This window comes from Bacillus cereus group sp. RP43, assembly GCF_040459645.1.
GTDB classification, from domain to species: Bacteria; Bacillota; Bacilli; order Bacillales; family Bacillaceae_G; genus Bacillus_A; species Bacillus_A mycoides_C.
Genome location: NZ_JARVHQ010000001.1, coordinates 145726 through 171438 on the forward strand (window position 1 = coordinate 145726; position 25713 = coordinate 171438).

Genomic DNA, 25713 nt, shown 5'->3' on the forward strand with positions numbered 1-25713 from the left:
TGACGCATCATACTGTTTCCTAACTTTTCCAGCGCATACAATGTAAATATAAGAAACGGCGGGGGTGGAGAGATGGAAAAGATTATTGAAGTAAATGGTGTTTCTAAAACATTTAAACATAAAAAAGCAGTAAATAATGTTTCATTTCATGTGAATAAAGGGGAAATAGTAGCATTACTTGGACCAAATGGTGCAGGGAAAACAACAATGATGTCCATGATGCTTGGATTAAAAGATCCAACCGAAGGAACGGTTTCTGTATTTGGAAAAAGCCCCAAGCATAGAGATGTTCGTAATAGCTTCGGTGCGATGCTACAAGAAGTAAGTGTTATTGATAGCATTTCAGTGGATGAAGCAATTGAGTTATTCCGTAGTTACTATACGAACCCGGTAGCGAAAGAAACATTACTACAATTATCAAATTTAGAATCAGAGCGAAAGCAAAGATGTGAGAAATTGTCAGGTGGACAAAAAAGAAGGTTAAACTTTGCGCTCGCACTTGCAGGAAATCCAGATTTGTTATTTTTAGATGAGCCGACAGTTGGAATGGATATTACGTCTCGAAGAACGTTTTGGGAAACGATTAGAAAATTAGCAGGTGAAGGGAAAACGATTATTTTAACGACACATTATTTAGAGGAAGCAGATGCGTTGGCGAATCGTATTTTATTGTTTGCGAACGGAAAGATTATCGCAGATGGTACACCGGATGAGATGAAAGCGACGATTTCTCGAAAAACGATTTCGTTTTATTCAAAGGAAAGCATTCCTACAAGGTTGCTAAAGGAATTGCCGAATGTAACAGAAGTACAGTCAAATGAAGGGCGGATTATTTTAACAACGGAGGATACTGATGCCACGTTACAAGCAATTTATCAAAAGAACTTACCTGTAACAGATATTTCAGTTGAACGTGGAAGTCTGGATGAAGCATTTGAACAATTTGTCGCAAATCAAAAGGGGGAAATTGCATGAGAGCTTTATGGATGCAATGCAAAATAGAAATTTTACGTACGTTTCGTAATAAATTATTTATCTTTTTCTCATTATTAATGCCAGTTATGTTTTACTACATTTTCACAAATGTCGTTCAAGTGCCACAAAACGGAGATGCTTGGAAAGCACATTATTTAATCTCAATGGCGACTTTTAGCATTGTAGGAACGGCACTTTTTAGTTTTGGTGTGAGAATCTCTCAAGAAAAAGGGCAAGGATGGACACATCTTCTAAAAATTACACCACTTCCAGAGGGGGCATATTTAACAGCAAAGATTATTGCCCAAACGGTAGTAAATGCTTTTTCAATCTTAGTTATTTTTATGGCAGGGATATTAATTAATCATGTGGAGTTAACAGTAGGACAATGGATTAGTGCCGGATTATGGTTATTATTAGGTGTTACACCATTTCTAGCGTTAGGAACAGTGATCGGTTCCATTAAGAAGGCAGATGCAGCTGCTGGCTTAGCGAATATTTTAAATATGAGTTTAGCTGTAATTGGCGGGTTATGGATGCCGATTGAAGTATTCCCTAAAATATTAAGAACGATTGGTGAGTGGACACCGACATATCATTTCGGAAGCGGGGCATGGGATATTGTAGCCGGGAAGTCAGTTGGTTGGGAAAATATCGCGGTACTAGGAGGTTATTTCCTTATATTTGTTGTTGTATCAATATATATAAGAAAAAGACAGGAAGCGGTATAAATGATAGAGAAGAAGAGGTTTGAAGTTTTTCCGAAACAGATGGGTTTCTTCCCATATATGTGGTTAGTGTATCTGTTATTTCCAATTTATAATTTAACACAAGTATCAGGGGGGAAGCTTGCAATAGGGATCGGTATGTTGATGGTTTTCATCGTCACATACCGTCAACTGTATTTTGTGCAGAGGACGTTCATTTTGTGGGCGTGTATTCAAATGTTACTAACCTTTTTATTTGCTGTATTTTATAATCCTTTCATGATTTTCTTTGGATTTTTTACGGCAAGTGCGATGGGATTTGCGCCAAGTAAAAAAGTATTTCGATTGATGTGGGGCCTGTTAATTGTAATGCTGGGAGCTTTTATATTTGTAAACTTTAATCAATTAACAACTACAAGTTTAGTGAATATCGTTCCGATGTTTATTTTAATGCTTCTTACGCCATTTGGGATGCGTAATTTTAATCAAAAAAAGATGTTGAAAAATCAATTAAACGAAGCAAATGAACAAATTAAAGACTTAGTAAAACGTGAAGAACGGCAGCGAATCGCAAGAGATCTTCATGACACGTTAGGGCATACGTTATCTCTTATTACTTTAAAAAGCCAGCTCGTGGAGAAGTTAATTGTGAAAAATCCAGAGCGTGCAAGTATGGAAGCGAAGGAAATTACACAAACATCTCGTACAGCTTTAAAGCAGTTAAGAGAGTTAATTTCTGATATGCGTATGATTACAGTGGAAGAAGAATTAGAGCAAATAAAGGCAATTTTACAAGCTGCTAATATTGAATTAGAAGTAAAGCAAGAAGCAAGTTCAAGTTCGTTATCACCAATTGAACAAAATATTGTTGGGATGTGTTTGCGTGAGGCAGTGACGAATGTTGTAAAGCATAGTCAGGCAACGCGGTGCACAGTCTCTGTATTAGAATCACAAGGTGAGTTGATTTTGATCGTAGAAGATAACGGTATCGGTCTAGCAGATCAAAACCATGATGGAAATGGTATACGCGGTATGAAAGAGAGAATTGCTCTTATTGATGGATTTGTTGAACTGGATACGATAAATCCAGGGACACTATTAACAGTAAAAGTTCCAGTTGTCATTAGAACAGGAAAAGATGAGGTGAGGGCATGATTCGAATTATTATTGCAGAAGATCAACGGATGCTTCGAGGGGCATTAGGAGCCCTACTTGATCTAGAAGATGATATTGAAGTAATTGGGCAAGCTGCAAATGGGGAAGAGGCGCTAAAATTAATTGAATCGCTAAAACCCGATATAAGTATTATGGATATTGAAATGCCGATTCAAAGTGGATTAGATGTTGCTGAAACTTTAAAGAAAGAAAAATCGGCATGCAAAGTAATGATTTTAACAACATTTGCTCGCCCAGGGTATTTTGAACGAGCAATGAAAGCTGGCGTGCATGGGTATTTGTTAAAGGATAGCCCGAGTGAAGATTTAGCTGCAGCAATTCGTAATGTGATGAAAGGAAAACGGGAGATCTCTCAAGATTTAATGTTTGGCTTATGGCAGGAGCAAAATCCGTTATCAGATCGTGAAAAAGAATTGCTTTTACTCGCGAAAGAAGGAAAGACGGCAAATGAAATTGCGAAGGCACTTTATCTTTCACCTGGTACAGTACGTAATTATATTTCTGAAGTGTTAACGAAGCTTGATGCAAAAAATAGAATTGAGGCAATTACAATTGCAGAAGAAAAGGGCTGGATATAAAAAAGAAGTTTACCTATAGTCGGTAAACTTCTTTTTTGCTTATTTTCCTTGTTGTACTTCTACTACTTTACTAATTTTTGCTAGTGCTTTATATCCATGTGCTTGGAAAGCCTTTTCGAATTCTGTCGATGTTGTATTGCCATATAAATCTTTTGCAGCTTGTACAATGTGAGATTGAAGTGATTCAAAATCTTCTGCTGAAGTTGCGTAGTTTTGCAATGCACGCATAATAACTTTACTTACTTTTTCATTGCCTTGTTTTTGAACAGCAATCCCGTTGTATGTCTTACCCTCAGCTAATTGATATAATACGTGACTAATGATACCAGAATTTACATGCGACTCTTGATCATTTCCGTCATTATAGAAATCTTGTAAGTTTGTATATAGTTTGTTGCCACCGTCACCAATTTCCCTTGGGATGTCACGAATTGTTAGGCCGCCTAACGTATCACCCATAATCCAATTTCCTTTATCTTTCTTTACGTAATATTCTATTTGTGTACCCCAAAAATCTGCTAGACCTTCATTTAGCGCAGATGTTTCAGCACTTGGATATCGCACAATTTTATTTTTCGTCGTACCACTAAATACAGCATGTCCAAATTCATGGGCTGTTACGTCAAGAGCAGAGGTTAATTTTCCATTTAGCCCGTCACCAAAGACCATTTGATTCCAACCTGGATGCCAAAATGCATTTACATAGTTTTCTTTTACACCATCACTAACTTCAGTAGAATCAAATCCGTGGACGCTAGCAACAACTTTTGAGTCTTTATTATCGTAACTTTTCAGATTATGTTCTTTCTTAAAATAGTCGTAAATATCACTCATATTTTTCATAACACCAGCTGCTTCTTTATCTAAGAAGTTAGAGTTGTCGCTTGAAATAAGTGTCCCTGGATAACCAGCTTGGCTATTGCCACCAAGGGAATCAGCATAGTTTGCATTGTAAATATAAATACCATTCCCGCGGGATAAATCAGCTAAATAAAATTTTTCATCAGAGCCTTTCGCAATATTAAATAATACATTTTCTTGTAGCGCATTTTTCCCAGTTCCTTGTTCTTTCGCTGGTGATAGTTTAGGTGCTGTTACTTGATTAATAGTTTTATTCTCTTTATTTTTAATAAACTTTTCTTGGAAAAGTACTTCACCGGTTTGTAAGTCCATGATTGCATTTCCGTTTATAACTTGTTCATTGTTTTCATAAGTAAATGTAAGGACCGTTGCGTATGTATAGTAGCCATCTTTTTTCTTATAAACTACCGTTTCGCTAGAAAATTCTGTTTCTTTCGCATCACTTGGAATTTGAAGTATATTGCGTAATTTAGATTTTACTTCATTTTTCGACAAAAAATTTGTTATAGTAAGATTAAGTTGTTGGTCTAAATTTTGGGCAACTTTACCACTAACAGTTGTAATTACTCCATTTTTATCTACTTTTACAATGAGATCTTGACCATATACTTTATAGTTTTTGTACGTTTGTGCAAGGCGTAATTCGGTTTGATTTTCTTTTGTTTCTTTATTTGTAGGTTGAAAATCGACATTCTTTTCAGTAGTAACTTGCTCTTGTTGAGCTTTAGCCCCATTTGCCTCACCTTTTAAATACTTTTTAGCAATATTCTCTTTTGTATCGTTTTGAGGTTGTGTTAATTTTCCGATTGTTAAACCAGGCTGAGCAATTTCAACTTTTACTTCATTTTTATCTAGTTCTTGAGCGTGAATAGCTTCTGTTGATAAAGGACAAAGAAGGCCGAATGTAACGAAAGCACTAGCAAGTTTTCTATAATTCATCTATAACACTCCTAATCTTGTATTGTGTATGTGAGATGAATTGTATGAGGAATTTGCGGAATTTTATATATATTATGCATTATTTCATATCAAAAATTGTCGAATTCACATTATTGTAGTGGTATGACAACTTGAAAAAAATTAGATTGTTATAATGGGATGGTGAGTAAGTATGCACGCAGAAAAATTAGGAAGCGAAATAAAGAAAATTAGGGTAATGAGAGGATTAACACAGAAACAACTCTCCGATAATGTATGTCATCAATCGGAAGTGAGCCGAATTGAATCGGGTGCGGTATACCCAAGTATGGATATATTACAAGGAATTGCGGTGAAGTTACAAGTTCCCATTATTCACTTTTATGAGGTACTCATTTATTCTGATATTGAAAGAAAGAAGCAGTTTAAAGATAAGATTCAAGTATTGAGTAAGAAGAAACAATATGCTGAAATTTATAAAATCACTTCAAATGAACTTAAGAAAGAAAAGTTTCATCCAGAATTTAATCAGTTTCTTCTTTGGTACTATTATTTATCTGCATATGTTTTGCAGAAAATTGATTTTGAATATTGCATTTTAGAGTTGAAAAAAATTGTACATCAATCATATGGAGGGGTAGATGTATTTCAAAATTTGTATATTGAAAATTCCATTGCAAGTATTTACGCGGAAAATAATCAATTGGACAGAGCAATAGCATCATTTAGAACTATTTTAGAACAATTAGAATCATCACATAATAATGAAGTATTTATAGTTAAAGTTCGATATAATTATGCAAAATCTTTATATTTGAGTGATCAGTTTGAAGAGGCATTGTATCAAGTAAATGAAGCAATTGAAGCTTCTTGCTATATGGGAAGTATGGAGTTAATTGGGCAACTATATTACCAAAAGGGTGAGTGCCTGGAGAAATTAGATTATTCATCAAATGATATTAAAGAAGTGTATGAAAAAGCATCTTTCTTCTTTGATTTATTAGATTTACATTCATATAAAGAAACTTTATTAAAGAAAAAGAAATATTTAAGTTGAATTTAGTTAAAATATGCATATATGCATATTTTGTAAGCGTGTTTTTATGGTATATTTACAAAAAAGAAAACATAGGGTGATAATAAATATGAAGAAATTTCTTGCTTGTAGTTTAGTAGCAGTAACAATGCTGGCAGGTGTTGTATTTGGAGTAAGTCAAGAGCAAGCGCTAACAAATCAACAAGAGCAAGTACAGTTAGCTTCAGATTTACCGTTTGAACATTAAAATAAACAACCGTCTTACTTAGACGGTTGTTTTTTTGTGGAGTAACATCCAAACATCTTTACTAGAAACAGGTTTGCTAAAGAGGAATCCTTGAATGTGGTCACAGTTTTGTTCTTGTAAAAACTTCCATTGTTCTTCTGTTTCTACACCTTCCGCAATAACCTCTAACTTTAGTTCTTTTGATAGCTTAATAATGGAAGCGATAATCGCTTCTTCTAAAGGGCTATTCGTAATTCCACAAATAAATTCTCGAGCAATTTTTAAGGTATTGATTGGATATTTCGTTAAATAAGCTAAAGAACTATAACCAGTTCCAAAGTCATCAATTGAAATTTGGATACCGAGATTTTGAAGTTCTTCTAGTTTAGCAATTACAGAATGATTTTGATTAATCGCGATACTTTCTGTAATCTCAATATCCAGCGCTTCCGGCTTTAGTTCTGTTTCTTCCAAGACTTTTGAAATAGTTGATATTAAATCTGCGTGATTGAATTGAACAACAGATAAATTCACACCAACCTTTAAATGAGAAAATCCTTGATTATGCCATCTTTTTGCTTCTAAGCAGGCAGTACGTAAAATCCAATTTCCAAGTTCAATAATAAAGCCGGTTTCCTCCGCTAGAGGAATAAATTGGGCAGGAGATACGATACCGAGTTTTGGATGCTTCCAACGAATTAATGCTTCAAAACCAATAATTTGTTTTGTTTTTGTGCTTACTTGTGGCTGGTATTCAAGGAAAAATTCATTTTGTTGTAATGCTTTTGCAAGTTCACCTTCTAAGAATTGGATTTCATTTTGGGCGATACTTATTTCTTTTGAGAAGAAAACAAATCTGTTTTTTCCATTTGCTTTCGCGCGATACATAGCCATATCAGCATTTTTCATTAATTCTGTTACATCTGTTCCATAATCAGGATACATAGCAATTCCGATACTCGGTGTAATAGATAGTTCTTCATCTTTAATGAAGAATGGTTTGTTTAAAATAGTTAAAATCTGTTCAGCTATAAAAGCCGCACTTTTTTCTGAGTACATATCTGGTAATAGAATTGTAAACTCATCTCCACCTTGGCGAGCAACGATATCCTTTGAACGTAAGCAACCGCGTAACCTTTTTGCTACTTCAATTAATAATAAATCTCCGACGTCATGACCGAGTCTATCGTTAATTTTTTTGAATCGATCTAAATCAAGAAACATGACGGCAACATCATTTGCGCTAGCTTGAGCTGTATTTAAAATAATTTTTAAATCTTTTTCAAACTTTCGGCGATTTGGTAATCCAGTAAGTGCATCATGAAAGGCTAAATGTTCTACTTGTTTTTGTTTTTCATATAAAGTTGTAATATCGCGTGCTATACCGAACATCCCAACAACTTCTTTATTTATGAAAGTAGGGATGAGTGTAACGTGAAGGTAATAATAATAGCCTTCTTTTTCTTTTGTACGAATTTCTAGAGTTTGTGGCTTACCTTCTTTTGTAATTTTTAAAGATTTCTTCAATAATTCATGATCTTGTGGATCAATGAAGTGTAGAAGGGAATAGCTTTCGACTTCACAATAGTAGGCAGTAAATAAGCTTTCACAAGCCTTATTAGATTGTTGAAAAATGCCATTCATATTTAAAGAGAAAACGGCATCAGGATGATCTTCGAATAAAGATGTATAACGTTGTTCACTTTTTGATAACGCAGATGCACCTTCTTCAACTTTTCCTTCTAGTTGTGTAGTCAACTGTTCGTACGTATCGATTAGTACTTGATTATCTTTCCACATGTAAAGTTGTCGTAGGAATAATAAGATGAGTGATAATACGAGACCGATTAACATGAACTTATCATCCCAAGGTTGAATAAGAATAAAGGCAAAGGTAATGATTATACTGAAATATGGTAATATAAAGCGCACATAATCGAATCGATAATATTTCGCTTTCGTTTCATGTTGCATGGGTTTATCCAAAATATATAGTATGGATGATAAACCGATTAATAAAATTGAAGCAGTATGTATTAAGTAAGAGACTTCAGAAGAAGGTTTCATTCCTGAGTTTAACTGGAATAGGTGTATATATCCGTATACAAGTATGATAGTAAAGCCGATAATTAACGAAATTCTACTAGAAGAATATTGTTCTCTTCTATATAGACTAATAACGGCGTAAATCACTAATGATTGTGCAATAAAGTATCCAATTAAAAACCACGTATCTGTTGTTAACATACGAAAGCTCGAAAAATCCAAAATAAAAGTTAAGGTAAAATAAATATTCATAATAACAATAAAGATGCTATCGAATGAAAATTGAGCAAGGCCTCTAATAGAGTAATGTTTTATAAACTTTATAGCAAAGCCAGAAAAGAGCAAAATATATTGTATGATGAAAAAAGGCAATGCCTTATATGAGAATATGACTTGATCATATATAGAAAGTGAATGAAGAAATAAAGTTATCTCCATAGCTAATCCACATATACAAGTGCATAGTACTAGAACCCAAAATAGTTTGTCACCGTGCTTCATCTTCTTAATTGCTTTATATAAGCAATAGCAAGAAAAGAGTGTAGCAAAACAAAATAAGAAGAGAATTCCAATTTCTTTTATATTTAAACTCCTAGGGATAAGGAATATCCAAAGAGAAAATATAATTATATACATCATGACAAATTGTACATATTTTTTTTGATTAATCATATTATGACTCCGTTTCAATAAAGTTGAATCGCAGGGGGAAAATGCTAATTTAAATAATAGCATATAAATTGGGATGTTTTTTGCTATAAGAATTACTTTTTTTTGAAAAAATAGCGCAGTGTTACAAATTACCATTGTAACGTTGCGCCATTTGTTCTTTTTATCCCTCTTATAGAAGCGATTTCATCTATTAACTGAAGAAGTGCTAAATCCTTTTGTTTACTTTCAATCATAATATCAAAATTATGATTGATTTTTTTTGTAATGTGTAAAAAAGGTTTAATAAATTCTAAATCAATATAATCTGCGTGGGCCCTAAATTCTTTTTCTGATCTAGGAGAAGAAATATGAACTTTAGGAAGGACATTTGTATGTGACCAGGTTTTAAATATCATAGGAAGTAATTCTTCTAGCGGTTCATTACAAAGGTTCGCTATGTGATGATGATAATCGAACACGAAAGGGATTTGCTCTTTTTGACAAATAGCCAAAGTTTCAGAAGTTGTATATGTTTTATCATCATTTTCAAGAGTCATTTGTCTTTTTACATGGTACGGAAGTTTTTGTATGTTTTCATGAAAACGTTCGATTGCCCTCTCCTTATTTCCATACGCGCCACCTACATGGATATTAATGTAGGAAGAATCTGCAATTCCCATAGCATTTAACACGTTATAATGATAGGTCATATCTGTAATTGCATTAGTTGTAATATGTGGTTTGTCGCTTGTAAATAGCGTAAATTGATTTGGATGAAAACTTACGCGTAAATTGTGTTCTTGAATTAATGCTCCTATTTTACGCCATAGTGGAGCAAATAGTTGAATGTAATCAAATTCAACTTCAGGATGTGTTGCAAGTGGAACGATAGAAGATGATAAACGATATAATGGAATTTCGTGTGCAATATTGTAATGAAGGATGCGTATTGTGTGTTCTAGATTCTGTAGTGTGACATTATACAATTTATCTTCACGCTCTTGTTTGTTTAGTTTTTTCCAGCTTGTAAATGTCATCGTTTTAGCAGGAGAGCAGTCCCACAATGCCATAGCGTGTGAGACATATCCAAATCGCATTATCATATGTGATCCACCTCTTTAGCTTTTGAAATTTTCCTATAAAAAGAACGCGAGTACCGTTCCTATCCATTCCTTTCCTCTATCAATAATGGAGAGAGGGCTGACATCTTCAAAGGAAAGTAATGAGGAGCGCCCCAAATCTTCCTCGAATTTACTTTTTACTTCTTGTATGAAATATTTATCGTATAAAAGGCAGTTGATTTCATGGTTAATATATAAACTTCTCATATCAAAATTAGCGGTTCCGATATCACAAATATGATCGTCTACTATAATAATTTTTGCGTGGAAAAACCCTTGCTGAAAAGCGTAAATATTACAACCAGCTTGTATTAACTTTCGGCAATATGGGAATTTTGCTTCTCGAACGAGGGCATGATCAGCCTTTTGTGGAACGAGAATAGTTATTTGAACCCCGCGTTTTCGTGCTTTTAATAATGCGTTCATAATTTTTTTTCCAGGAATAAAATATGGTGTACCGATAAAGAGTTCTGTTTTCGCGCTTTCGATTAAATGTAAAAATGTATTTTGTAAATAGGCACCATCAGTAGGGATGAAACGATGTAGAACGGCCCCTGGTTGTTGCGTAGGAAAATAAAGAGATGAATCTAATAAATTTTGGTCTGTATCGTCGAGCCAATCATGTAAAAATTGTTTTTGTAAATCTTGTATCCCTTCTCCTGTAAGACGTAAATGATAATCTCTCCATAACCCTAATTTTTGATTATGCCCTAAATATTCCTCGCCAATATTAAATCCACCAATATAACCAATTTCCCCGTCAATAACTGTAATTTTTCTATGGTTTCTTTGATTTGCAGAAAAGAAAGGAAAAGGAAATTTCACTTTGTGACAAAATGAAAAAGAAACACCATGCTTTTGTAGGGAGTAAATTGCTTCTTTTGATAAATAATGACTTCCAAACCGGTCGAGTAAAAGTCTTACTTCAATTCCTTCTTGTGCTTTATCGATCAGTAACTTTAAAAACTTACGACTTATGTTATCGTTCTTTACAATGAAAAATAAGACGTGCACATGGTGTTTAGCTTGTTTTATATCAGTAAAGAGAGCATCGTACAGATCATTTCCGTATGTATAAAGGCGAAAATCACTTTGACGTAAAGGGAAAGAACGAGAGCGTACGCGCTTTAAATGAAGAATTCTCCCGTATGAAAGGTCGATTGTAATCCAGAGAGCGCTGCCTAATAACAAGAGAGATAAGAAAAACATAAGTAAATTCCCTCCTTCACGGTCTTTTCACCATCAATTTTTTACAAATCAAAATTTCGCTGTATCCCGCTATTTGCGGGCGGTAAGACGCCCATCTCAAAATTGGGTTAAAGCAAAGAAGTTGGTTGGGATTCGGGCTGCCCGTAAAAGTCCGATTGGTGCGGGCTAATAGAATAGCTCCCCACTGATTAAAGTTTCACTTTATAGTTTCACCGAAATAAACATCTTTATTAAAAAATGTGTTGTTGTATAACAAAAAACTGTTGACTGAATGCTCACTCATTATATAATGGGAATAGGGGATATAATTCAGAAAATTATATATTTTCGAAGATTCTAAAAAAAGAAAGAGAGCTTACAAAGAGAGGGGTAGCATAAAATGAATAGCTTACTAATCATTAATTGGCTGGCTGCCATTGCTGTTATTGCTTATGCGGGGTATTTGTTTGTATATCTTATACGAACAAGAATGGCCTACATACAATTAGGAAAAAAGATCGAATTTGACCGTCGTTTTAAAGAGCGTTGGGATCTTCTTAAGGTCAATGTTTTCGGTCAGAAAAAGCTGCTGAAAGATAAAAAGAGCGGCATCATTCACGTTATGTTCTTTTACGGATTTATTCTTGTCCAATTTGGAGCAATTGACTTCGTTTGGAAAGGACTCGCACCAGGATCGCATCTTCCACTTGGACCACTATACCCTGCATTTACATTCTTCCAGGAAATTGTCACACTCGTTATTTTAATTGCAGTCTTTTGGGCTTTTCATAGACGCTATGTTGAAAAGCTTGTTCGTTTAAAACGTAATTTCAAATCAGGTCTTGTTCTTATCTTTATCGGTGGCTTAATGATTTCTGTGCTACTTGGTAATGGGATGGGAATTATATGGCACGGTGAGGAGCTTTCATGGAGTGAACCAATCGCTTCTGCAATCGCTTACGTTTTCTCGGGGATAAATGAAACCGTAGCCATTTCAGTATTCTATTTTTCTTGGTGGGTGCATCTATTAATCTTGTTAACGTTTTTAGTTTATGTTCCACAATCAAAACATGCGCATTTAATTGCTGGACCAGTTAACGTGTTTTTTGGTCGTCTTTCAAATCCGGGAAAACTTGAAAAAATCGATTTTGAAGATGAAACACAAGAAACATTCGGTGTTGGTAAAATTGAAGACTTTAGACAAAATCAACTTATCGACTTATATTCTTGCGTCGAATGTGGTCGTTGTACAAATATGTGTCCGGCAACAGGAACAGGGAAAATGTTATCACCGATGGATTTAATTTTAAAACTTCGTGATCATTTAACTGATAAAGGAGCAGCGGTAACATCAAAAGCACCGTGGGTTCCAGTTGTTGCTTTTAATAATACACAAGGAAATCAGTTAGCGATGATGGCAGCTGGAAAAGGACAACAAGAATCAGCGGCTACAGCGCTAGCGTACGATCCGAGTTTAATCGGAGATGTTATTACAGAAGAAGAGATTTGGGCATGTACAACGTGCCGTAACTGTGAGGACCAGTGCCCAGTTATGAATGAGCATGTTGACAAAATTATTGATTTACGCCGCTATCTCGTTTTAACAGAAGGAAAAATGGATGCGGAAGCGCAGCGTGCAATGACAAACATTGAGCGCCAAGGGAATCCGTGGGGACTGAACCGTAAAGAGCGTGAAACATGGCGCCAAGGTGATGATGAAGTAACAGTTCCAACTGTAAAGGAGAAATCAAAAGCTGGCGAAGAGTTTGAATACTTATTCTGGGTTGGGTCGATGGGTTCGTATGACAACCGGAGTCAGAAGATTGCGATATCATTTGCGAAGCTAATGAACGAAGCAGGCATTTCATTCGCAATTCTTGGTAATAAGGAAAAGAACTCTGGTGATACACCGCGCCGCCTTGGAAATGAATTTGTATTCCAAGAAATGGCGACTAAAAATATCGAAGAATTTGAAAAAGCAGGAGTGAAGAAAATCGTTACGATTGACCCTCATGCTTATAACACTTTTAAAAATGAGTACCCGGACTTTGGCTTACAAGCAGAAGTCTATCATCATACAGAATTACTAGCCCAGTGGGTGAAGGAAGGACGTTTAAAACCTGTCCATTCTATTGAAGAGACAGTTACGTATCATGATTCCTGTTACTTAGGAAGATACAACGAAGTATACGAAGCACCGCGCGATATTCTAAAAGCAATTCCAGGCGTTAACCTTGTGGAAATGGCGCGTAATCGTGAAACGGGAATGTGCTGTGGTGCAGGTGGCGGCTTAATGTGGATGGAAGAAACGGCAGGTTCTCGTATTAACGTGGCTCGTACAGAACAAGCGCTAGCTGTACAGCCGTCAATTATCGGTACAGGATGCCCGTATTGCTTAACAATGATTAGTGACGGTACGAAAGCGAAAGAAGTAGAAGAAACAGTTCAAACTCTGGACGTAACAGAGATTTTAGAACGCTCAGTTATCGGACAGAAGAAAGAAGCAATGTAGTTTGTAAGAATGCATTCAAATTTAGAAAGAGGTGCAATAATTGCACCTCTTCTCAACGCAAGGATACCGAGCGAGCGCTCGGTGCTAAAAAAAGAAATGGGGGAAAGAAACATGAGTAAAACAGTTATTTTAAGTGCTGCAAGAACACCGGTTGGAAAATTTGGAGGGACTTTAAAAGACGTGAAAGCAACAGAACTTGGAGGAATCGCAATTAAGGCAGCGATTGAAAGGGCGAATGTTTCCGCTAGTGATGTTGAAGAAGTTATATTTGGAACGGTTATCCAAGGAGGGCAAGGACAAATTCCATCACGCCAAGCAGCAAGAGCGGCCGGCATTCCTTGGGAAGTGCAGACAGAAACAGTAAATAAAGTTTGTGCATCAGGGCTTCGCGCAGTTACTTTAGCAGATCAAATTATTCGCACTGGTGACCAATCACTGATTGTAGCTGGTGGAATGGAATCGATGAGTAACAGCCCTTACATTTTACGAGGGGCAAGATGGGGATACAGAATGGGTAACAACGAAGTTATCGATTTAAACGTTGCAGACGGTTTAACGTGCGCATTTTCAGGTATACACATGGGTGTTTATGGCGGAGAAGTTGCGAAGGAAGATGGGATCTCTCGCGAAGCACAAGATGAATGGGCATATCGTAGCCATCAACGTGCGGTTTCAGCGCATAAAGAAGGGCGTTTTGAAGAGGAGATTGTACCAGTAACAATTCAGCAAAGAAAAGGCGATCCTATCGTCGTGGCTAAGGATGAGGCACCACGCGCGGATACAACGATTGAAAAATTAGCGAAATTAAAGCCTGTATTTGATAAGACATCAGCAGTGACAGCAGGTAATGCTCCGGGACTAAATGATGGCGGTGCTGCACTTGTATTAATGAGCGAGGACAGAGCGAAGCAAGAAGGAAGAAAGCCATTAGCGACAATTTTGGCGCATACGGCGATCGCGGTAGAATCGAAGGATTTCCCAAGAACGCCAGGTTATGCAATTAATGAATTGCTGAAAAAGACAGGTAAGACAATTGAAGACATCGATCTATTTGAAATCAATGAGGCATTTGCGGCGGTAGCAATTGCAAGTACAGAAATCGCAGGAATTGACCCAGAAAAATTGAATGTAAATGGCGGCGCAGTGGCGATGGGGCATCCGATTGGAGCAAGCGGAGCACGTATTATCGTTACACTTATCCATGCACTAAAGCAGCGCGGAGGCGGAATTGGAATTGCTTCGATTTGTAGTGGTGGCGGTCAAGGTGACGCAGTAATGATTGAAGTTCACTAATTAAGATTAGAAGATATATAGTTTATTAAAAATTAAGGGGGAAGAAAAAATGGGTGTACAAAAGATTGTTGTAATTGGTGCAGGACAGATGGGATCGGGAATTGCGCAAGTATGTGCAATGGCAGGATATGATGTGAAAGTGCAAGATTTAAAACAAGAGCAATTAGACCGAGGGTTAGCTGTTATTACGAAAAATTTAGCCCGCCAAGTAGAAAAAGGCCGTATGAAGGAAGAAGAGAAAGAAGCGACTTTAAATCGTCTTACATGGACGCTCGATTTAAATAGTGTCAAAGAAGCTGATCTTGTTATTGAAGCAGCTGTTGAAAAAATGGATATTAAAAAGAAAATTTTTGCGAATTTAGATGAAATCGCCCCAGAACACGCAATTTTAGCGACGAATACATCATCTCTACCAATTACGGAAATTGCAGCGGTAACGAAACGTCCGGAGAAAGTAATCGGCATGCACTTTATGAATCCAGTTCCAGTTATGAAACTCGTTGAAATTATTCGTGGTTTAGCTACAGATGATGCAGTGTATGAAACGATTGAGGATATTACGAAAAAGATTGGGAAAGTTCCAGTTGAAGTAAATGATTTCCCAGGGTTTGTATCGAACCGTATTTTATTACCAATGATTAACGAAGCAATCTATACGTTATATGAAGGTGTAGCAACGAAAGAAGCGATTGATGAAGTAATGAAGCTCGGTATGAACCATCCGATGGGGCCACTTACATTAGCTGATTTTATCGGTTTAGATACGTGTTTATACATTATGGAAGTGTTGCATGAAGGATTAGGAGATAGTAAATATCGCCCATGTCCATTATTACGCAAGTATGTGAATGCAGGATGGTTAGGACGTAAAACGGGTCGTGGTTTCTACGTTTACGAATAAAGTCCTCCCTTTATTAAAGTAGTGGTCTTACCAGATTGTTAAAAAGATATATAGCAAACGGAGGCGAAGTACATGAATTTTCACTTAACTGAAGAGCAACAAATGATGAGGAAAATGGTTCGAGATTTTGCACAGAAAGAAATAGCTCCCTTTGTTCCTAGTATGGAACAAGGGGTGTTCCCGAAAGAGATTTTGCAAAAGATGGGTGAGCTTGGACTAATGGGTATTCCAGCGCCTGCAAAATATGGCGGGGCAGAAATGGATTTTATTTCTTACATTCTAGCAATTGAGGAAATTTCAAAGGTAAGTGCAACGGTTGGTGTAATTTTAGCTGTACATACGTCAGTTGGAATGAATCCGATTTTATACTTCGGAACAGAAGAACAGAAGCAGAAATATGTTTCTAAATTGGCGACTGGTGAGTATTTAGGCGCATTTGCTTTAACAGAACCAAATGCAGGATCAGATGCAGGTAGTTTGAAATCAAGAGCTGTAAAGAAAGACGATCATTACATTATTAATGGGTCGAAAGTATTTATTACGAATGGCGGCGAAGCAAGTACATACATTGTATTCGCTTCTACAAATCCAGAGGCGGGGAAAAGTGGTATTTCTGCATTTATAGTAGAGAAAGATACACCAGGCTTAATTATCGGTAAAGATGAGCATAAGATGGGACTTCTCGGTTCTCGCACAGTACAACTTACGTTTGAAGATATGAAGGTGCCGGCTGAGAATTTACTTGGAGAAGAAGGACAAGGATTTAAGGTAGCGATGGCGAATTTAGATGTTGGACGAATTGGAATCGGTGCACAGGCGTTAGGAATCGCTGAAGCGGCGCTTGCATGTGCGATTGATTATGCGAAAGAGCGTGAGCAATTCGGAAAGCCAATTGCGGCGCAGCAAGGAATTGGATTCAAACTCGCAGATATGGCGACTAGCGTAGAAGCAGCGCGATTACTTGTATATAGAGCGGCATCGCTTAGAGCGCAAGGGCTACCATGTGGTAAAGAAGCTTCTATTGCGAAATTATTTGCTTCTAAGACGGCTGTTGAAGTTGCGATTGAAGCGGTGCAAGTATTTGGTGGTTATGGTTATACGAAAGATTATCCAGTAGAAAGATTTTTCCGTGATGCGAAGATCACGCAAATATATGAAGGAACGAGTGAAATACAAAAGCTTGTAATTAGTCGAGCTTTATAAAAAGGAACAGGGGGATACGGGAATGCATTTTAAATTATCAGAAGAACATGAAATGATAAGAAAAATGGTTCGGGATTTTGCAAGGAATGAAGTAGCACCGACAGCAGCAGAGCGTGATGAGGAAGAGCGATTTGATCGAGCTTTATTCGATCAAATGGCAGAGCTTGGTTTAACCGGTATTCCGTGGCCTGAAGAATACGGTGGAATTGGAAGCGATTACTTGGCGTATGTAATTGCCATTGAAGAATTATCCCGCGTCTGTGCTTCTACAGGTGTAACGTTGTCTGCGCATACTTCACTTGCTGGATGGCCGATTTTTAAATTTGGAACGGAAGAGCAAAAACAAAAGTTTTTGCGCCCAATGGCTGAAGGGAAGAAAATTGGTGCATATGGCTTAACAGAACCAAGCTCTGGATCAGATGCTGGCGGAATGAGGACAACTGCGAAACGAGATGGAGACCATTACATTTTAAATGGATCGAAAATCTTTATTACAAATGGCGGCATTGCTGATATTTATGTTGTTTTTGCATTAACAGACCCTGAATCGAAGCAGCGCGGCACGAGTGCATTTATTGTGGAGAGCGATACGCCAGGATTTTCAGTTGGGAAGAAAGAGAGCAAGCTAGGGATTCGCTCTTCGCCGACTACTGAAATTATGTTTGAAGACTGCCGTATTCCTGTAGAGAACCTACTCGGGGAAGAGGGCCAAGGATTTAAAGTTGCGATGCAAACGTTAGATGGCGGCCGTAATGGTATTGCCGCGCAAGCAGTCGGTATTGCGCAAGGGGCTTTAGATGCTTCTGTAGAATATGCAAGAGAGCGTCATCAGTTTGGGAAGCCGATTGCGGCGCAACAAGGAATTGGCTTTAAACTTGCAGATATGGCAACTGATGTAGAGGCAGCGCGTCTTTTAACATATCAAGCGGCTTGGCTTGAATCTGAAGGGCTTCCGTACGGGAAAGAGTCAGCGATGTCAAAAGTATTTGCAGGTGATACAGCGATGAAGGTAACGACTGAAGCAGTACAAGTATTTGGTGGTTATGGTTATACGAAAGATTATCCAGTAGAGCGTTATATGCGCGATGCAAAGATTACACAAATATATGAGGGAACACAAGAGATTCAAAGGCTTGTAATTTCTCGTATGTTAACGAAATAGGAACAAAAGCGTAGGTATTTTCCTACGCTTTTTACTTCCAAAAATAATAGAGAGAGGTGAAGGGGATGGTTAAACATAATGTACATGCGTCAGTGAAAGATGAAAAATTAGTTGCGTTAAGACGTGAACAAATGATTAAAGGTGCAGTGCAATTGTTTAAGCAAAAAGGATTTCCGCGCACAACAACGAGAGAAATTGCGAAAGCGGCTGGATTTAGTATCGGAACACTGTATGAATATATTCGCACAAAAGATGATGTATTATATTTAGTTTGTGATAGTATTTATGAACATGTAAAAGAGCGGTTAGAGGAAGTAGTGTGTACAGAGAAGGGAAGTATAGAAAGCTTAAAGATAGCGATAACAAATTATTTTAAAGTGATGGATGAATTGCAAGAAGAAGTATTAATTATGTATCAAGAGGTACGCTTTTTACCGAAAGAATCACTCCCATATGTATTAGAAAAAGAGTTTCAAATGGTCGGGATGTTTGAGGATATTTTAGAGCAGTGTACGGAAAATGGAACATTTACACTAAATAAAAAGGAAATACAGCTTCTTGCACATAATATTTTCATACAAGGACAAATGTGGGGATTTAGGCGTTGGGCCCTGCAAAAACTGTATACGCTTGAAGAATATACTGAAATGCAAATTAGGTATGTATTACAAGGAGCGCATATGTTTCCGAAATAAGGAATAGACAAATTATAATTTTATTGCCATATAAAAGTTTCCCGTTTTTTTTGTAGCATATTTGTGCGACTTTTGTTTATAATGAATAGTATGGATTTTTTTAAGCAGACCGTTGTATATAAGGTTATATTTGAAGAAAGGAAGTGCCGCATAAGTGAATTTTAAGCAATATTCACCAGAAGAGCTAAAAGAATGTTCAATGATTGAAGTTGTACATAGCGTTTTAGGGGATAAAAGACAAGCAACGACATTCAACGAGTTGGTTCAAGAAATCGCTCAAGTGCTGGGACTATCTCAAGAGCAAGTTAATGCGAAACTCGCACAATTTTATACAGATTTAAACATCGATGGACGTTTCATTAATTTAGGAGAAAATCGTTGGGGGCTACGTAGCTGGTACCCATATGAGCAAATTGATGAAGAAATCCTGCCTCAGCCAAAACCGAAGAAGAAACGTAAAGTTGAAGAGGACGGTTTTGACGACTACATCGAAGAAGATGAAGATGAATTCGGCGATGCAGAAGGAAATGCAGACGAAGAAGATGATGTAGAAGATTTGGACAAGGTTCTTGAAGAAGAAGACGCAGATGATGATGAAGATGATGATCTTGATGATTTAGAAGAAGATGATGAAGACTTCGCAGAAGAAGAACTTGAGTACGATGAAACTGAAGAAGAAGAAGAGGAAGAGCGGTAGTTCTTGACTTTTCATTATCGTCCATGTAGAATCATTTTTGGGCTCTTTAAAAAAGGACGATAATACTTTTAAAGTGTAAATATAAAAGAAAATTGCTCCCTACTTATTACTTTATGTGATGAGGGGAGCAATTTTCTTTTTTGTTTTTTGTTTAGAAAATAAAAAGAGTCTAACAATAAGATGGATACAATGTTATCTACATACGTTGCGCTTTGCAACGGTGATTATATAACAACGAAGTAGAAGGGAGTATTTTCATGACTAAGTATATTTTTGTAACGGGCGGTGTAGTATCGTCTTTAGGAAAAGGTATTACAGCAGCATCTCTTGGAAGACTTTTAAAAAATCGTGGTTTAAACGTAACTATTCAAAAGTTTGATCCATACATTAACGTAGACCCAGGGACTATGAGCCCATACCAACACGGTGAGGTATTCGTAACAGATGATGGTGCAGAAACGGACTTAGACCTAGGTCACTATGAGCGTTTTATCGACATCAACTTAAATAAATACAGCAACGTAACAACAGGTAAAATTTACTCTTCAGTTCTTCAAAAAGAGCGTCGTGGTGAATATTTAGGAGGAACAGTTCAAGTTATTCCTCACATTACTAATGAAATTAAAGAACGTGTATATCGTTCTGGTCGCGAAACAAACGCCGACGTTGTTATTACAGAAATCGGTGGAACTGTTGGTGACATCGAGTCTCTACCATTCTTAGAAGCAATCCGTCAAATTAAGAGCGACATCGGTCGTGACAATGTAATGTACATTCACTGTACGTTAATCCCGTACTTAAAAGCAGCGGGTGAAATGAAAACAAAACCAACGCAACATAGCGTTAAAGAGCTTCGCAGCTTAGGTATTCAACCAAATATTATCGTTGTTCGTACAGAACTACCTGTTTCTCAGGACATGAAAGACAAGCTTGCATTATTCTGTGACATCGATACAAAAGCAGTTATCGAAGCACGCGATGCAGATACTTTATATGCGGTTCCATTATCTCTTCAAGAACAAAACATGGACCAAATCGTTTGCGATCACTTGAAATTAGACAATCCAGCTGCAGATATGACAGAGTGGACTGCGTTAGTTAATAAAGTGCGTAACCTTTCTAAGAAAACAAAAATCGCTCTTGTTGGTAAATACGTAGAGCTTCAAGATGCATACATTTCTGTTGTAGAAGCACTTCGTCATGCAGGTTATTCATTCGATACAGATGTAGAAGTGAAATGGGTAAACGCTGAGCACGTAACAGCAGAGAACGTAAAAGAATTAGTTGGCGATACAGATGGTATCCTTGTACCAGGTGGCTTCGGCGATCGTGGTGTAGAAGGTAAAATCGTTGCAATTCAATATGCTCGTGAAAACAAAGTTCCATTCTTAGGAATTTGCCTAGGTATGCAACTTGCATCAATCGAATTTGCACGTAACGTATTAGGATTAGAAGGAGCTAACTCTTCTGAAATTAATCCTGACACACCTTATGCAATTATCGATTTATTACCAGAACAAAAAGATGTAGAAGATTTAGGTGGTACACTTCGTCTTGGTCTATATCCATGTAAGCTTTCTGAAGAAACAAATGCTTACAATGCTTACAATGAGCCGGTTGTATATGAGCGTCATCGTCATCGTTATGAGTTCAACAATCAATTCCGTCCAGATATGGAAAAAGCAGGATTTGTATTCTCTGGTACAAGCCCAGACGGTCGTCTAGTGGAAATTATTGAATTACAAGATCACCCTTGGTTCGTGGCAGCACAGTTCCATCCAGAACTTGTATCTCGTCCAAACCGTCCACAACCATTGTTCCATGATTTCGTAAGTGCTTCTATTACGAATAAAGAGAGCAAGTAATTAAAAAAAAGCGCCTGAAATAGGGCGCTTTTTTTAATATTCGTTTAACATTTCATCAATTGTAAATTTAATTCCGTGATAAGTAAATAAAGCTACAATTAAACTTGGGAAACCATAGCGGTTACCTTCATCATCTGGAATAAGACCTTTTAACAGCTTTGTATCAATATGTACATCTGTATATTGCTCAAGTGATTCAGGACCTTCTTGAATAGCAGAAATTCCAACAATAGATTGGCCTTCTTCATGAAGTTTTTTCGCGGTTTTTATAACTTCTTCATCTGTCGAAAAACGACTAATAAGAAGTACGCGGTCCGCAGAAGTCACTGCTGCCAGTTCACCGTTTTCTATTAAACGTTTTGCTTGTTTCATTGGTTCGGCACCAAATAATGCTTCTGAAACAATACCCTCCATTTCGTCTGTACCATGCAAGTAAATGAAGCCGTCGCCAACTAACGCCTGGGCAAGTAGACGAGCGCTATCTTCTATATTCATTTCCTCTTTTTGAGAAATTCTAGAGAAATATCCACTTAATTGAGTTGAAAAAATTTTTAACATGTTGTTGCTCCTTTCTTTCGTGTTAGCTGGTTCTCATTATATCTTATTTTTTTTGGAAAGGGGAAATAGTAGGGTAGCATAACAAAATAGGAAACGGTAAAATAAGAAAGAATAGGAAGGGATTTGGCAAAGAGTAGCGAAAATAAACCGATAAGATATAAGAAGCTTTAAATCTTGTACTTACACAGAAAGGTTGGGAGTTATGGAAGGGAAAATTTTAATCGTTGATGATCAATATGGCATTCGTGTTTTATTGCATGAAGTGTTCCAAAAAGAAGGTTATCAGACGTTCCAAGCAGCGAATGGATTTCAAGCTTTAGATATCGTGAAAAAAGATAATCCGGATTTAGTAGTGTTAGATATGAAAATCCCAGGTATGGATGGTATAGAGATTTTAAAACATGTAAAAGAAATTGATGAGAGTATTAAAGTGATTTTAATGACTGCTTATGGAGAATTGGATATGATTCAAGAAGCGAAAGATTTAGGAGCTTTAATGCACTTTGCTAAACCGTTTGATATTGATGAGATTCGTCAAGCAGTGAGAGATCAGCTTGCTGTAGAGGCGTAAAAAATGAATTTTTTATAAAAAATATGGAAAAAAGCGTTTACATGGACTATTGAGCAGGTGAATACGGTTGAGTTTTTGAGTACAAGTTGTTATCCTATTGAGTGTAGAAAGAAGTCCGGTATGTAAATATACATATTTTACCTTATTCTGGTCATACTACCAGCGATAAGAATTTATCGGATACAAAAAACGTTTTTTAGGAGGATTCACCATGCCTTTAGTTTCTATGAAAGAAATGCTAAACACAGCACTAGAAGGAAAATACGCAGTTGGTCAATTCAACATGAACAACTTAGAGTGGACTCAAGCTATCTTAGCTGCTGCGGAAGAAGAAAAATCTCCTGTAATCTTAGGTGTATCTGAGGGTGCAGCTCGTCATATGACTGGTTTCAAAACAGTTGTAGCTATGGTTAAAGCTTTAATCGAAGAAATGAACATCACTGTTCCTGTAGCGATTCACCTTGACCATGGTTCAAGCTTCGAAAAATGTAAAGAAGCAATCGATGCAGGTTTCACATCTGTAATGATCGACGCTTCTCACCACCCATTCGAAGAAAACGTTGAAACTACTAAAAAAGTGGTAGAATACGCACACGCTCGTAACGTATCTGTTGAAGCTGAGCTTGGAACAGTTGGCGGACAAGAAGACGACATCATCGCTGAAGGCGTAATTTACGCTGATCCAGCAGAGTGTAAGCACCTTGTTGAAGCAACAGGTATCGATTGCCTAGCTCCAGCTTTAGGTTCTGTACACGGTCCTTACAAAGGTGAGCCTAACTTAGGATTCGCTGAAATGGAACAAGTTCGTGACTTCACTGGCGTACCTTTAGTATTACACGGTGGTACTGGTATCCCAACTGCTGATATCGTAAAAGCTATTTCTCTAGGTACTTCAAAAATTAACGTAAACACTGAGAACCAAATTGAGTTTACAAAAGCTGTTCGTGAAGCATTAAGCAAAGACCAAGAAGTTTACGATCCTCGTAAATATATTGGACCTGGCCGCGACGCTATTAAAGCAACTGTTGCTGGTAAAATGCGTGAGTTCGGTTCTAACGGTAAAGCGTAAGAATAAAATTCCGTTTTGGAAACCGTCTAGTCTTTTAGACGGTTTCCTTTCGTTGTATAATGAAAGCGTGAACAAGTCTAAAGATTTTATAAAGTGAATTTTTAGTTTGCAAATATAGAAAATAATGTGCATAGTCCTATTAATAAATGTGATAAGTATCTGAATTGAGGAATTTGATTCGATGAATAGTTAATCTTCATCTATTTGTATAGCGGGGGAGCTGCAGGTGATGGTTTTCTACTTATTGAATTTCAGGATGGAAAGAATGATTGAGATTCTTAAGGGGGAATCTTCTACTTCTTCTTATAAAGAAGTAGAAGATAAATACATTCACAAGAAGGGAGCTCAATATGGAAAAGTTGCTAATTGAAGGCGGAAGAGCTTTAAATGGAACAATTCGCGTGAGTGGTGCAAAGAACAGTGCTGTTGCACTAATTCCAGCGACAATTTTAGCAGATACTCCAGTAACTATCGGTGGCGTTCCTAATATTTCGGACGTGAAAATGTTAGGAGACTTACTAGAGGAAATTGGAGGGAGAGTAACTTATGGGCAGGAAGAAGAGATGGTAGTCGATCCTTCTAACATGGTTGCAATGCCTTTACCAAATGGAAAAGTGAAAAAATTGCGCGCCTCTTATTATTTAATGGGTGCAATGCTTGGCCGTTTTAAAAAAGCTGTTATTGGGCTTCCAGGTGGATGTCATTTAGGGCCACGACCGATTGATCAGCATATTAAAGGGTTTGAAGCGTTAGGTGCGTATGTTACAAATGAACAAGGTGCCATTTATTTAAGAGCAGATGAACTACGCGGGGCACGTATTTATTTAGATGTTGTTAGTGTAGGAGCTACGATTAACATTATGCTAGCGGCTGTACGAGCGAAAGGTAGAACTGTTATTGAAAATGCAGCGAAAGAACCAGAGATTATTGACGTAGCTACATTGTTAACGAGTATGGGCGCACGTATTAAAGGTGCTGGTACAGATGTAATCCGAATTGATGGCGTGGACTCCCTGCACGGTTGTCACCACACTATCATTCCAGATCGTATTGAAGCTGGTACGTATATGATTTTAGGGGCTGCGTCAGGAGGAGAAGTAACAGTTGATAATGTTATTCCTCAGCACTTAGAGTCCGTTACTGCGAAGTTAAGAGAAGCTGGTGTTCAAGTTGAAACGAACGATGACCAAATTACAGTGAATGGTAATAGAAGGTTAAAAGTAGTTGATATAAAAACACTTGTATATCCAGGTTTCCCAACAGATTTACAACAGCCGTTTACAACGCTTTTAACAAAAGCGCATGGAACAGGGGTTGTAACTGATACAATTTACGGCGCACGTTTCAAGCATATTGATGAATTGCGCCGTATGAACGCGCAAATTAAAGTAGAAGGCCGTTCAGCAATTGTGACTGGACCTGTTTTATTACAAGGTGCGAAGGTGAAAGCGAGTGACTTACGAGCTGGTGCGTCCCTTGTTATTGCGGGTTTAATGGCAGATGGTATTACAGAAGTAACGGGACTTGAGCATATTGATCGAGGTTACGAAAATATAGTAGACAAGCTTAAAGGGCTTGGTGCAAACATTTGGCGAGAACAAATGACAAAGCAAGAAATTGAAGAAATGAAGAATGCATAAAGTGAAACTTTAATCAGCGTGGGGTACCCCGCGCTGATTACTAGCCCTCACCAATCGGGATAAG

General features: G+C 37.2%; 22 protein-coding genes. 17 read left to right on the plus strand and 5 right to left on the minus strand.

Annotated elements, in window-relative coordinates:
* The first annotated feature begins 72 nt into the window (after nucleotides 1-72).
* Genes QCI75_RS00710 through QCI75_RS00725 form a run of 4 tightly spaced genes read left to right on the plus strand, consistent with a single transcriptional unit; the run spans nucleotide 73 to nucleotide 3436 of the window.
* Nucleotides 73-975 (plus strand): ABC transporter ATP-binding protein, encoded by a 903-nt coding sequence (locus QCI75_RS00710; protein ID WP_353759827.1) that lies wholly within the window; start codon nucleotides 73-75, stop codon nucleotides 973-975.
* Nucleotides 972-1706 (plus strand): ABC transporter permease, encoded by a 735-nt coding sequence (locus QCI75_RS00715; RefSeq protein WP_353759828.1) that lies wholly within the window; start codon nucleotides 972-974, stop codon nucleotides 1704-1706. The genes QCI75_RS00710 and QCI75_RS00715 overlap by 4 nt, the downstream gene beginning before the upstream one ends.
* Nucleotides 1707-2837, plus strand: a complete 1131-nt coding sequence (locus QCI75_RS00720) for a sensor histidine kinase (protein WP_353759829.1) — start codon at nucleotides 1707-1709, stop codon at nucleotides 2835-2837.
* Entirely contained in the window at nucleotides 2834-3436 is a 603-nt protein-coding gene (locus QCI75_RS00725; RefSeq protein ID WP_098990780.1) for a response regulator transcription factor, read from the plus strand. Before QCI75_RS00720 ends, QCI75_RS00725 begins: the two co-directional genes overlap by 4 nt.
* A 39-nt stretch (nucleotides 3437-3475) precedes the next feature.
* Here the strand turns inward: QCI75_RS00725 and QCI75_RS00730 are convergent, their stop codons facing one another.
* Complete coding sequence (locus tag QCI75_RS00730) at nucleotides 3476-5236, minus strand: M4 family metallopeptidase (RefSeq protein ID WP_353759830.1); 1761 nt, start codon at nucleotides 5234-5236, stop codon at nucleotides 3476-3478.
* Nucleotides 5237-5408: 172 nt separating this feature from the next.
* Between QCI75_RS00730 and QCI75_RS00735 the strand changes: the two genes are divergently transcribed.
* Together QCI75_RS00735 and QCI75_RS00740 are read left to right on the plus strand one after the other, a co-directional pair.
* Nucleotides 5409-6272 carry a helix-turn-helix domain-containing protein gene (locus QCI75_RS00735; RefSeq protein WP_353759831.1) on the plus strand — a complete coding sequence of 288 codons (864 nt, stop codon included), beginning with the start codon at nucleotides 5409-5411 and terminating at the stop codon, nucleotides 6270-6272.
* An 88-nt stretch (nucleotides 6273-6360) separates the two neighbouring features.
* Nucleotides 6361-6498, plus strand: coding sequence for a quorum-sensing peptide PapR (locus tag QCI75_RS00740; protein ID WP_144504995.1), 138 nt, complete (start codon nucleotides 6361-6363; stop codon nucleotides 6496-6498).
* A gap of 18 nt (nucleotides 6499-6516) precedes the next feature.
* On the opposite strand, the gene QCI75_RS00745 is transcribed toward QCI75_RS00740, so the two are convergent.
* The 3 genes from QCI75_RS00745 to cls form a co-directional block, all read right to left on the minus strand.
* Nucleotides 6517-9195, minus strand: coding sequence for a DUF4084 domain-containing protein (locus QCI75_RS00745; protein WP_353759832.1), 2679 nt, complete (start codon nucleotides 9193-9195; stop codon nucleotides 6517-6519).
* A 128-nt stretch (nucleotides 9196-9323) separates the two neighbouring features.
* Complete coding sequence (uvsE, locus tag QCI75_RS00750; RefSeq protein ID WP_144504991.1) at nucleotides 9324-10277, minus strand: UV DNA damage repair endonuclease UvsE; 954 nt, start codon at nucleotides 10275-10277, stop codon at nucleotides 9324-9326.
* 33 nt (nucleotides 10278-10310) lie between these two features.
* Nucleotides 10311-11504 carry a cardiolipin synthase gene (gene cls, locus QCI75_RS00755; RefSeq protein ID WP_144504989.1) on the minus strand — a complete coding sequence of 398 codons (1194 nt, stop codon included), beginning with the start codon at nucleotides 11502-11504 and terminating at the stop codon, nucleotides 10311-10313.
* Between the two features lie 379 nt (nucleotides 11505-11883).
* On the opposite strand from cls, the gene QCI75_RS00760 reads away from it, so the two are divergent.
* The 8 genes from QCI75_RS00760 to pyrG all read left to right on the plus strand — a co-directional run bounded on the left by QCI75_RS00760 (nucleotide 11884) and on the right by pyrG (nucleotide 21811).
* On the plus strand, nucleotides 11884-13995 hold the full coding sequence (locus tag QCI75_RS00760; RefSeq protein WP_002198758.1) for a (Fe-S)-binding protein: 2112 nt from the start codon (nucleotides 11884-11886) through the stop codon (nucleotides 13993-13995).
* A 9-nt stretch (nucleotides 13996-14004) separates the two neighbouring features.
* Nucleotides 14005-15288: an acetyl-CoA C-acetyltransferase gene (locus QCI75_RS00765; protein ID WP_353759833.1), complete on the plus strand. Its 1284-nt coding sequence runs from the start codon at nucleotides 14005-14007 to the stop codon at nucleotides 15286-15288.
* Between the two features lie 49 nt (nucleotides 15289-15337).
* On the plus strand, nucleotides 15338-16189 hold the full coding sequence (locus QCI75_RS00770) for a 3-hydroxybutyryl-CoA dehydrogenase (protein ID WP_002094337.1): 852 nt from the start codon (nucleotides 15338-15340) through the stop codon (nucleotides 16187-16189).
* Nucleotides 16190-16261: 72 nt separating this feature from the next.
* Nucleotides 16262-17392: an acyl-CoA dehydrogenase gene (locus QCI75_RS00775; protein ID WP_353759834.1), complete on the plus strand. Its 1131-nt coding sequence runs from the start codon at nucleotides 16262-16264 to the stop codon at nucleotides 17390-17392.
* Between the two features lie 22 nt (nucleotides 17393-17414).
* Complete coding sequence (gene acdA, locus QCI75_RS00780) at nucleotides 17415-18554, plus strand: acyl-CoA dehydrogenase AcdA (protein ID WP_144504985.1); 1140 nt, start codon at nucleotides 17415-17417, stop codon at nucleotides 18552-18554.
* 65 nt (nucleotides 18555-18619) lie between these two features.
* Nucleotides 18620-19249, plus strand: coding sequence for a TetR/AcrR family transcriptional regulator (locus QCI75_RS00785; RefSeq protein ID WP_073517203.1), 630 nt, complete (start codon nucleotides 18620-18622; stop codon nucleotides 19247-19249).
* Nucleotides 19250-19403: 154 nt separating this feature from the next.
* The gene (gene rpoE, locus QCI75_RS00790) at nucleotides 19404-19946 is read left to right on the plus strand and encodes a DNA-directed RNA polymerase subunit delta (protein WP_144504983.1); all 543 of its coding nucleotides are present in this window, start codon (nucleotides 19404-19406) and stop codon (nucleotides 19944-19946) included.
* Between the two features lie 257 nt (nucleotides 19947-20203).
* The gene (pyrG, locus tag QCI75_RS00795; RefSeq protein WP_144504981.1) at nucleotides 20204-21811 is read left to right on the plus strand and encodes a CTP synthase; all 1608 of its coding nucleotides are present in this window, start codon (nucleotides 20204-20206) and stop codon (nucleotides 21809-21811) included.
* Nucleotides 21812-21844: 33 nt separating this feature from the next.
* Here pyrG and QCI75_RS00800 read toward each other — a convergent pair whose 3' ends face one another.
* A complete protein-coding gene (locus QCI75_RS00800) occupies nucleotides 21845-22369 on the minus strand; it encodes a DUF2529 domain-containing protein (protein ID WP_144504979.1) in 525 nt (174 codons plus the stop codon).
* 202 nt (nucleotides 22370-22571) lie between these two features.
* Here QCI75_RS00800 and spo0F point away from each other — a divergent pair, with 202 nt between their 5' ends.
* The 3 genes from spo0F (at nucleotide 22572) to murA (ending at nucleotide 25649) form a co-directional block, all read left to right on the plus strand.
* On the plus strand, nucleotides 22572-22940 hold the full coding sequence (gene spo0F, locus QCI75_RS00805) for a sporulation initiation phosphotransferase Spo0F (RefSeq protein WP_000398592.1): 369 nt from the start codon (nucleotides 22572-22574) through the stop codon (nucleotides 22938-22940).
* A gap of 211 nt (nucleotides 22941-23151) precedes the next feature.
* On the plus strand, nucleotides 23152-24009 hold the full coding sequence (locus tag QCI75_RS00810; RefSeq protein WP_001131858.1) for a class II fructose-bisphosphate aldolase: 858 nt from the start codon (nucleotides 23152-23154) through the stop codon (nucleotides 24007-24009).
* 350 nt (nucleotides 24010-24359) lie between these two features.
* The gene (murA, locus tag QCI75_RS00815; RefSeq protein ID WP_353759835.1) at nucleotides 24360-25649 is read left to right on the plus strand and encodes a UDP-N-acetylglucosamine 1-carboxyvinyltransferase; all 1290 of its coding nucleotides are present in this window, start codon (nucleotides 24360-24362) and stop codon (nucleotides 25647-25649) included.
* Nucleotides 25650-25713: the final 64 nt, after the last annotated feature.

Excerpts from the sequence above, each read along its gene's own strand:
- QCI75_RS00710 (WP_353759827.1), top strand. The coding sequence starts at position 73 with ATGGAAAAGATTATTGAAGTAAATGGTGTTTCTAAAACATTTAAACAT.
- QCI75_RS00715 (WP_353759828.1), top strand. The coding sequence starts at position 972 with ATGAGAGCTTTATGGATGCAATGCAAAATAGAAATTTTACGTACGTTT.
- QCI75_RS00720 (WP_353759829.1), top strand. The coding sequence starts at position 1,707 with ATGATAGAGAAGAAGAGGTTTGAAGTTTTTCCGAAACAGATGGGTTTC.
- QCI75_RS00725 (WP_098990780.1), top strand. The coding sequence starts at position 2,834 with ATGATTCGAATTATTATTGCAGAAGATCAACGGATGCTTCGAGGGGCA.
- QCI75_RS00730 (WP_353759830.1), bottom strand. The coding sequence starts at position 5,236 with ATGAATTATAGAAAACTTGCTAGTGCTTTCGTTACATTCGGCCTTCTT.
- QCI75_RS00735 (WP_353759831.1), top strand. The coding sequence starts at position 5,409 with ATGCACGCAGAAAAATTAGGAAGCGAAATAAAGAAAATTAGGGTAATG.
- QCI75_RS00740 (WP_144504995.1), top strand. The coding sequence starts at position 6,361 with ATGAAGAAATTTCTTGCTTGTAGTTTAGTAGCAGTAACAATGCTGGCA.
- QCI75_RS00745 (WP_353759832.1), bottom strand. The coding sequence starts at position 9,195 with ATGATTAATCAAAAAAAATATGTACAATTTGTCATGATGTATATAATT.
- uvsE (WP_144504991.1), bottom strand. The coding sequence starts at position 10,277 with ATGATAATGCGATTTGGATATGTCTCACACGCTATGGCATTGTGGGAC.
- cls (WP_144504989.1), bottom strand. The coding sequence starts at position 11,504 with ATGTTTTTCTTATCTCTCTTGTTATTAGGCAGCGCTCTCTGGATTACA.
- QCI75_RS00760 (WP_002198758.1), top strand. The coding sequence starts at position 11,884 with ATGAATAGCTTACTAATCATTAATTGGCTGGCTGCCATTGCTGTTATT.
- QCI75_RS00765 (WP_353759833.1), top strand. The coding sequence starts at position 14,005 with ATGCATTCAAATTTAGAAAGAGGTGCAATAATTGCACCTCTTCTCAAC.
- QCI75_RS00770 (WP_002094337.1), top strand. The coding sequence starts at position 15,338 with ATGGGTGTACAAAAGATTGTTGTAATTGGTGCAGGACAGATGGGATCG.
- QCI75_RS00775 (WP_353759834.1), top strand. The coding sequence starts at position 16,262 with ATGAATTTTCACTTAACTGAAGAGCAACAAATGATGAGGAAAATGGTT.
- acdA (WP_144504985.1), top strand. The coding sequence starts at position 17,415 with ATGCATTTTAAATTATCAGAAGAACATGAAATGATAAGAAAAATGGTT.
- QCI75_RS00785 (WP_073517203.1), top strand. The coding sequence starts at position 18,620 with ATGGTTAAACATAATGTACATGCGTCAGTGAAAGATGAAAAATTAGTT.
- pyrG (WP_144504981.1), top strand. The coding sequence starts at position 20,204 with ATGACTAAGTATATTTTTGTAACGGGCGGTGTAGTATCGTCTTTAGGA.
- QCI75_RS00800 (WP_144504979.1), bottom strand. The coding sequence starts at position 22,369 with ATGTTAAAAATTTTTTCAACTCAATTAAGTGGATATTTCTCTAGAATT.
- spo0F (WP_000398592.1), top strand. The coding sequence starts at position 22,572 with ATGGAAGGGAAAATTTTAATCGTTGATGATCAATATGGCATTCGTGTT.
- QCI75_RS00810 (WP_001131858.1), top strand. The coding sequence starts at position 23,152 with ATGCCTTTAGTTTCTATGAAAGAAATGCTAAACACAGCACTAGAAGGA.
- murA (WP_353759835.1), top strand. The coding sequence starts at position 24,360 with ATGGAAAAGTTGCTAATTGAAGGCGGAAGAGCTTTAAATGGAACAATT.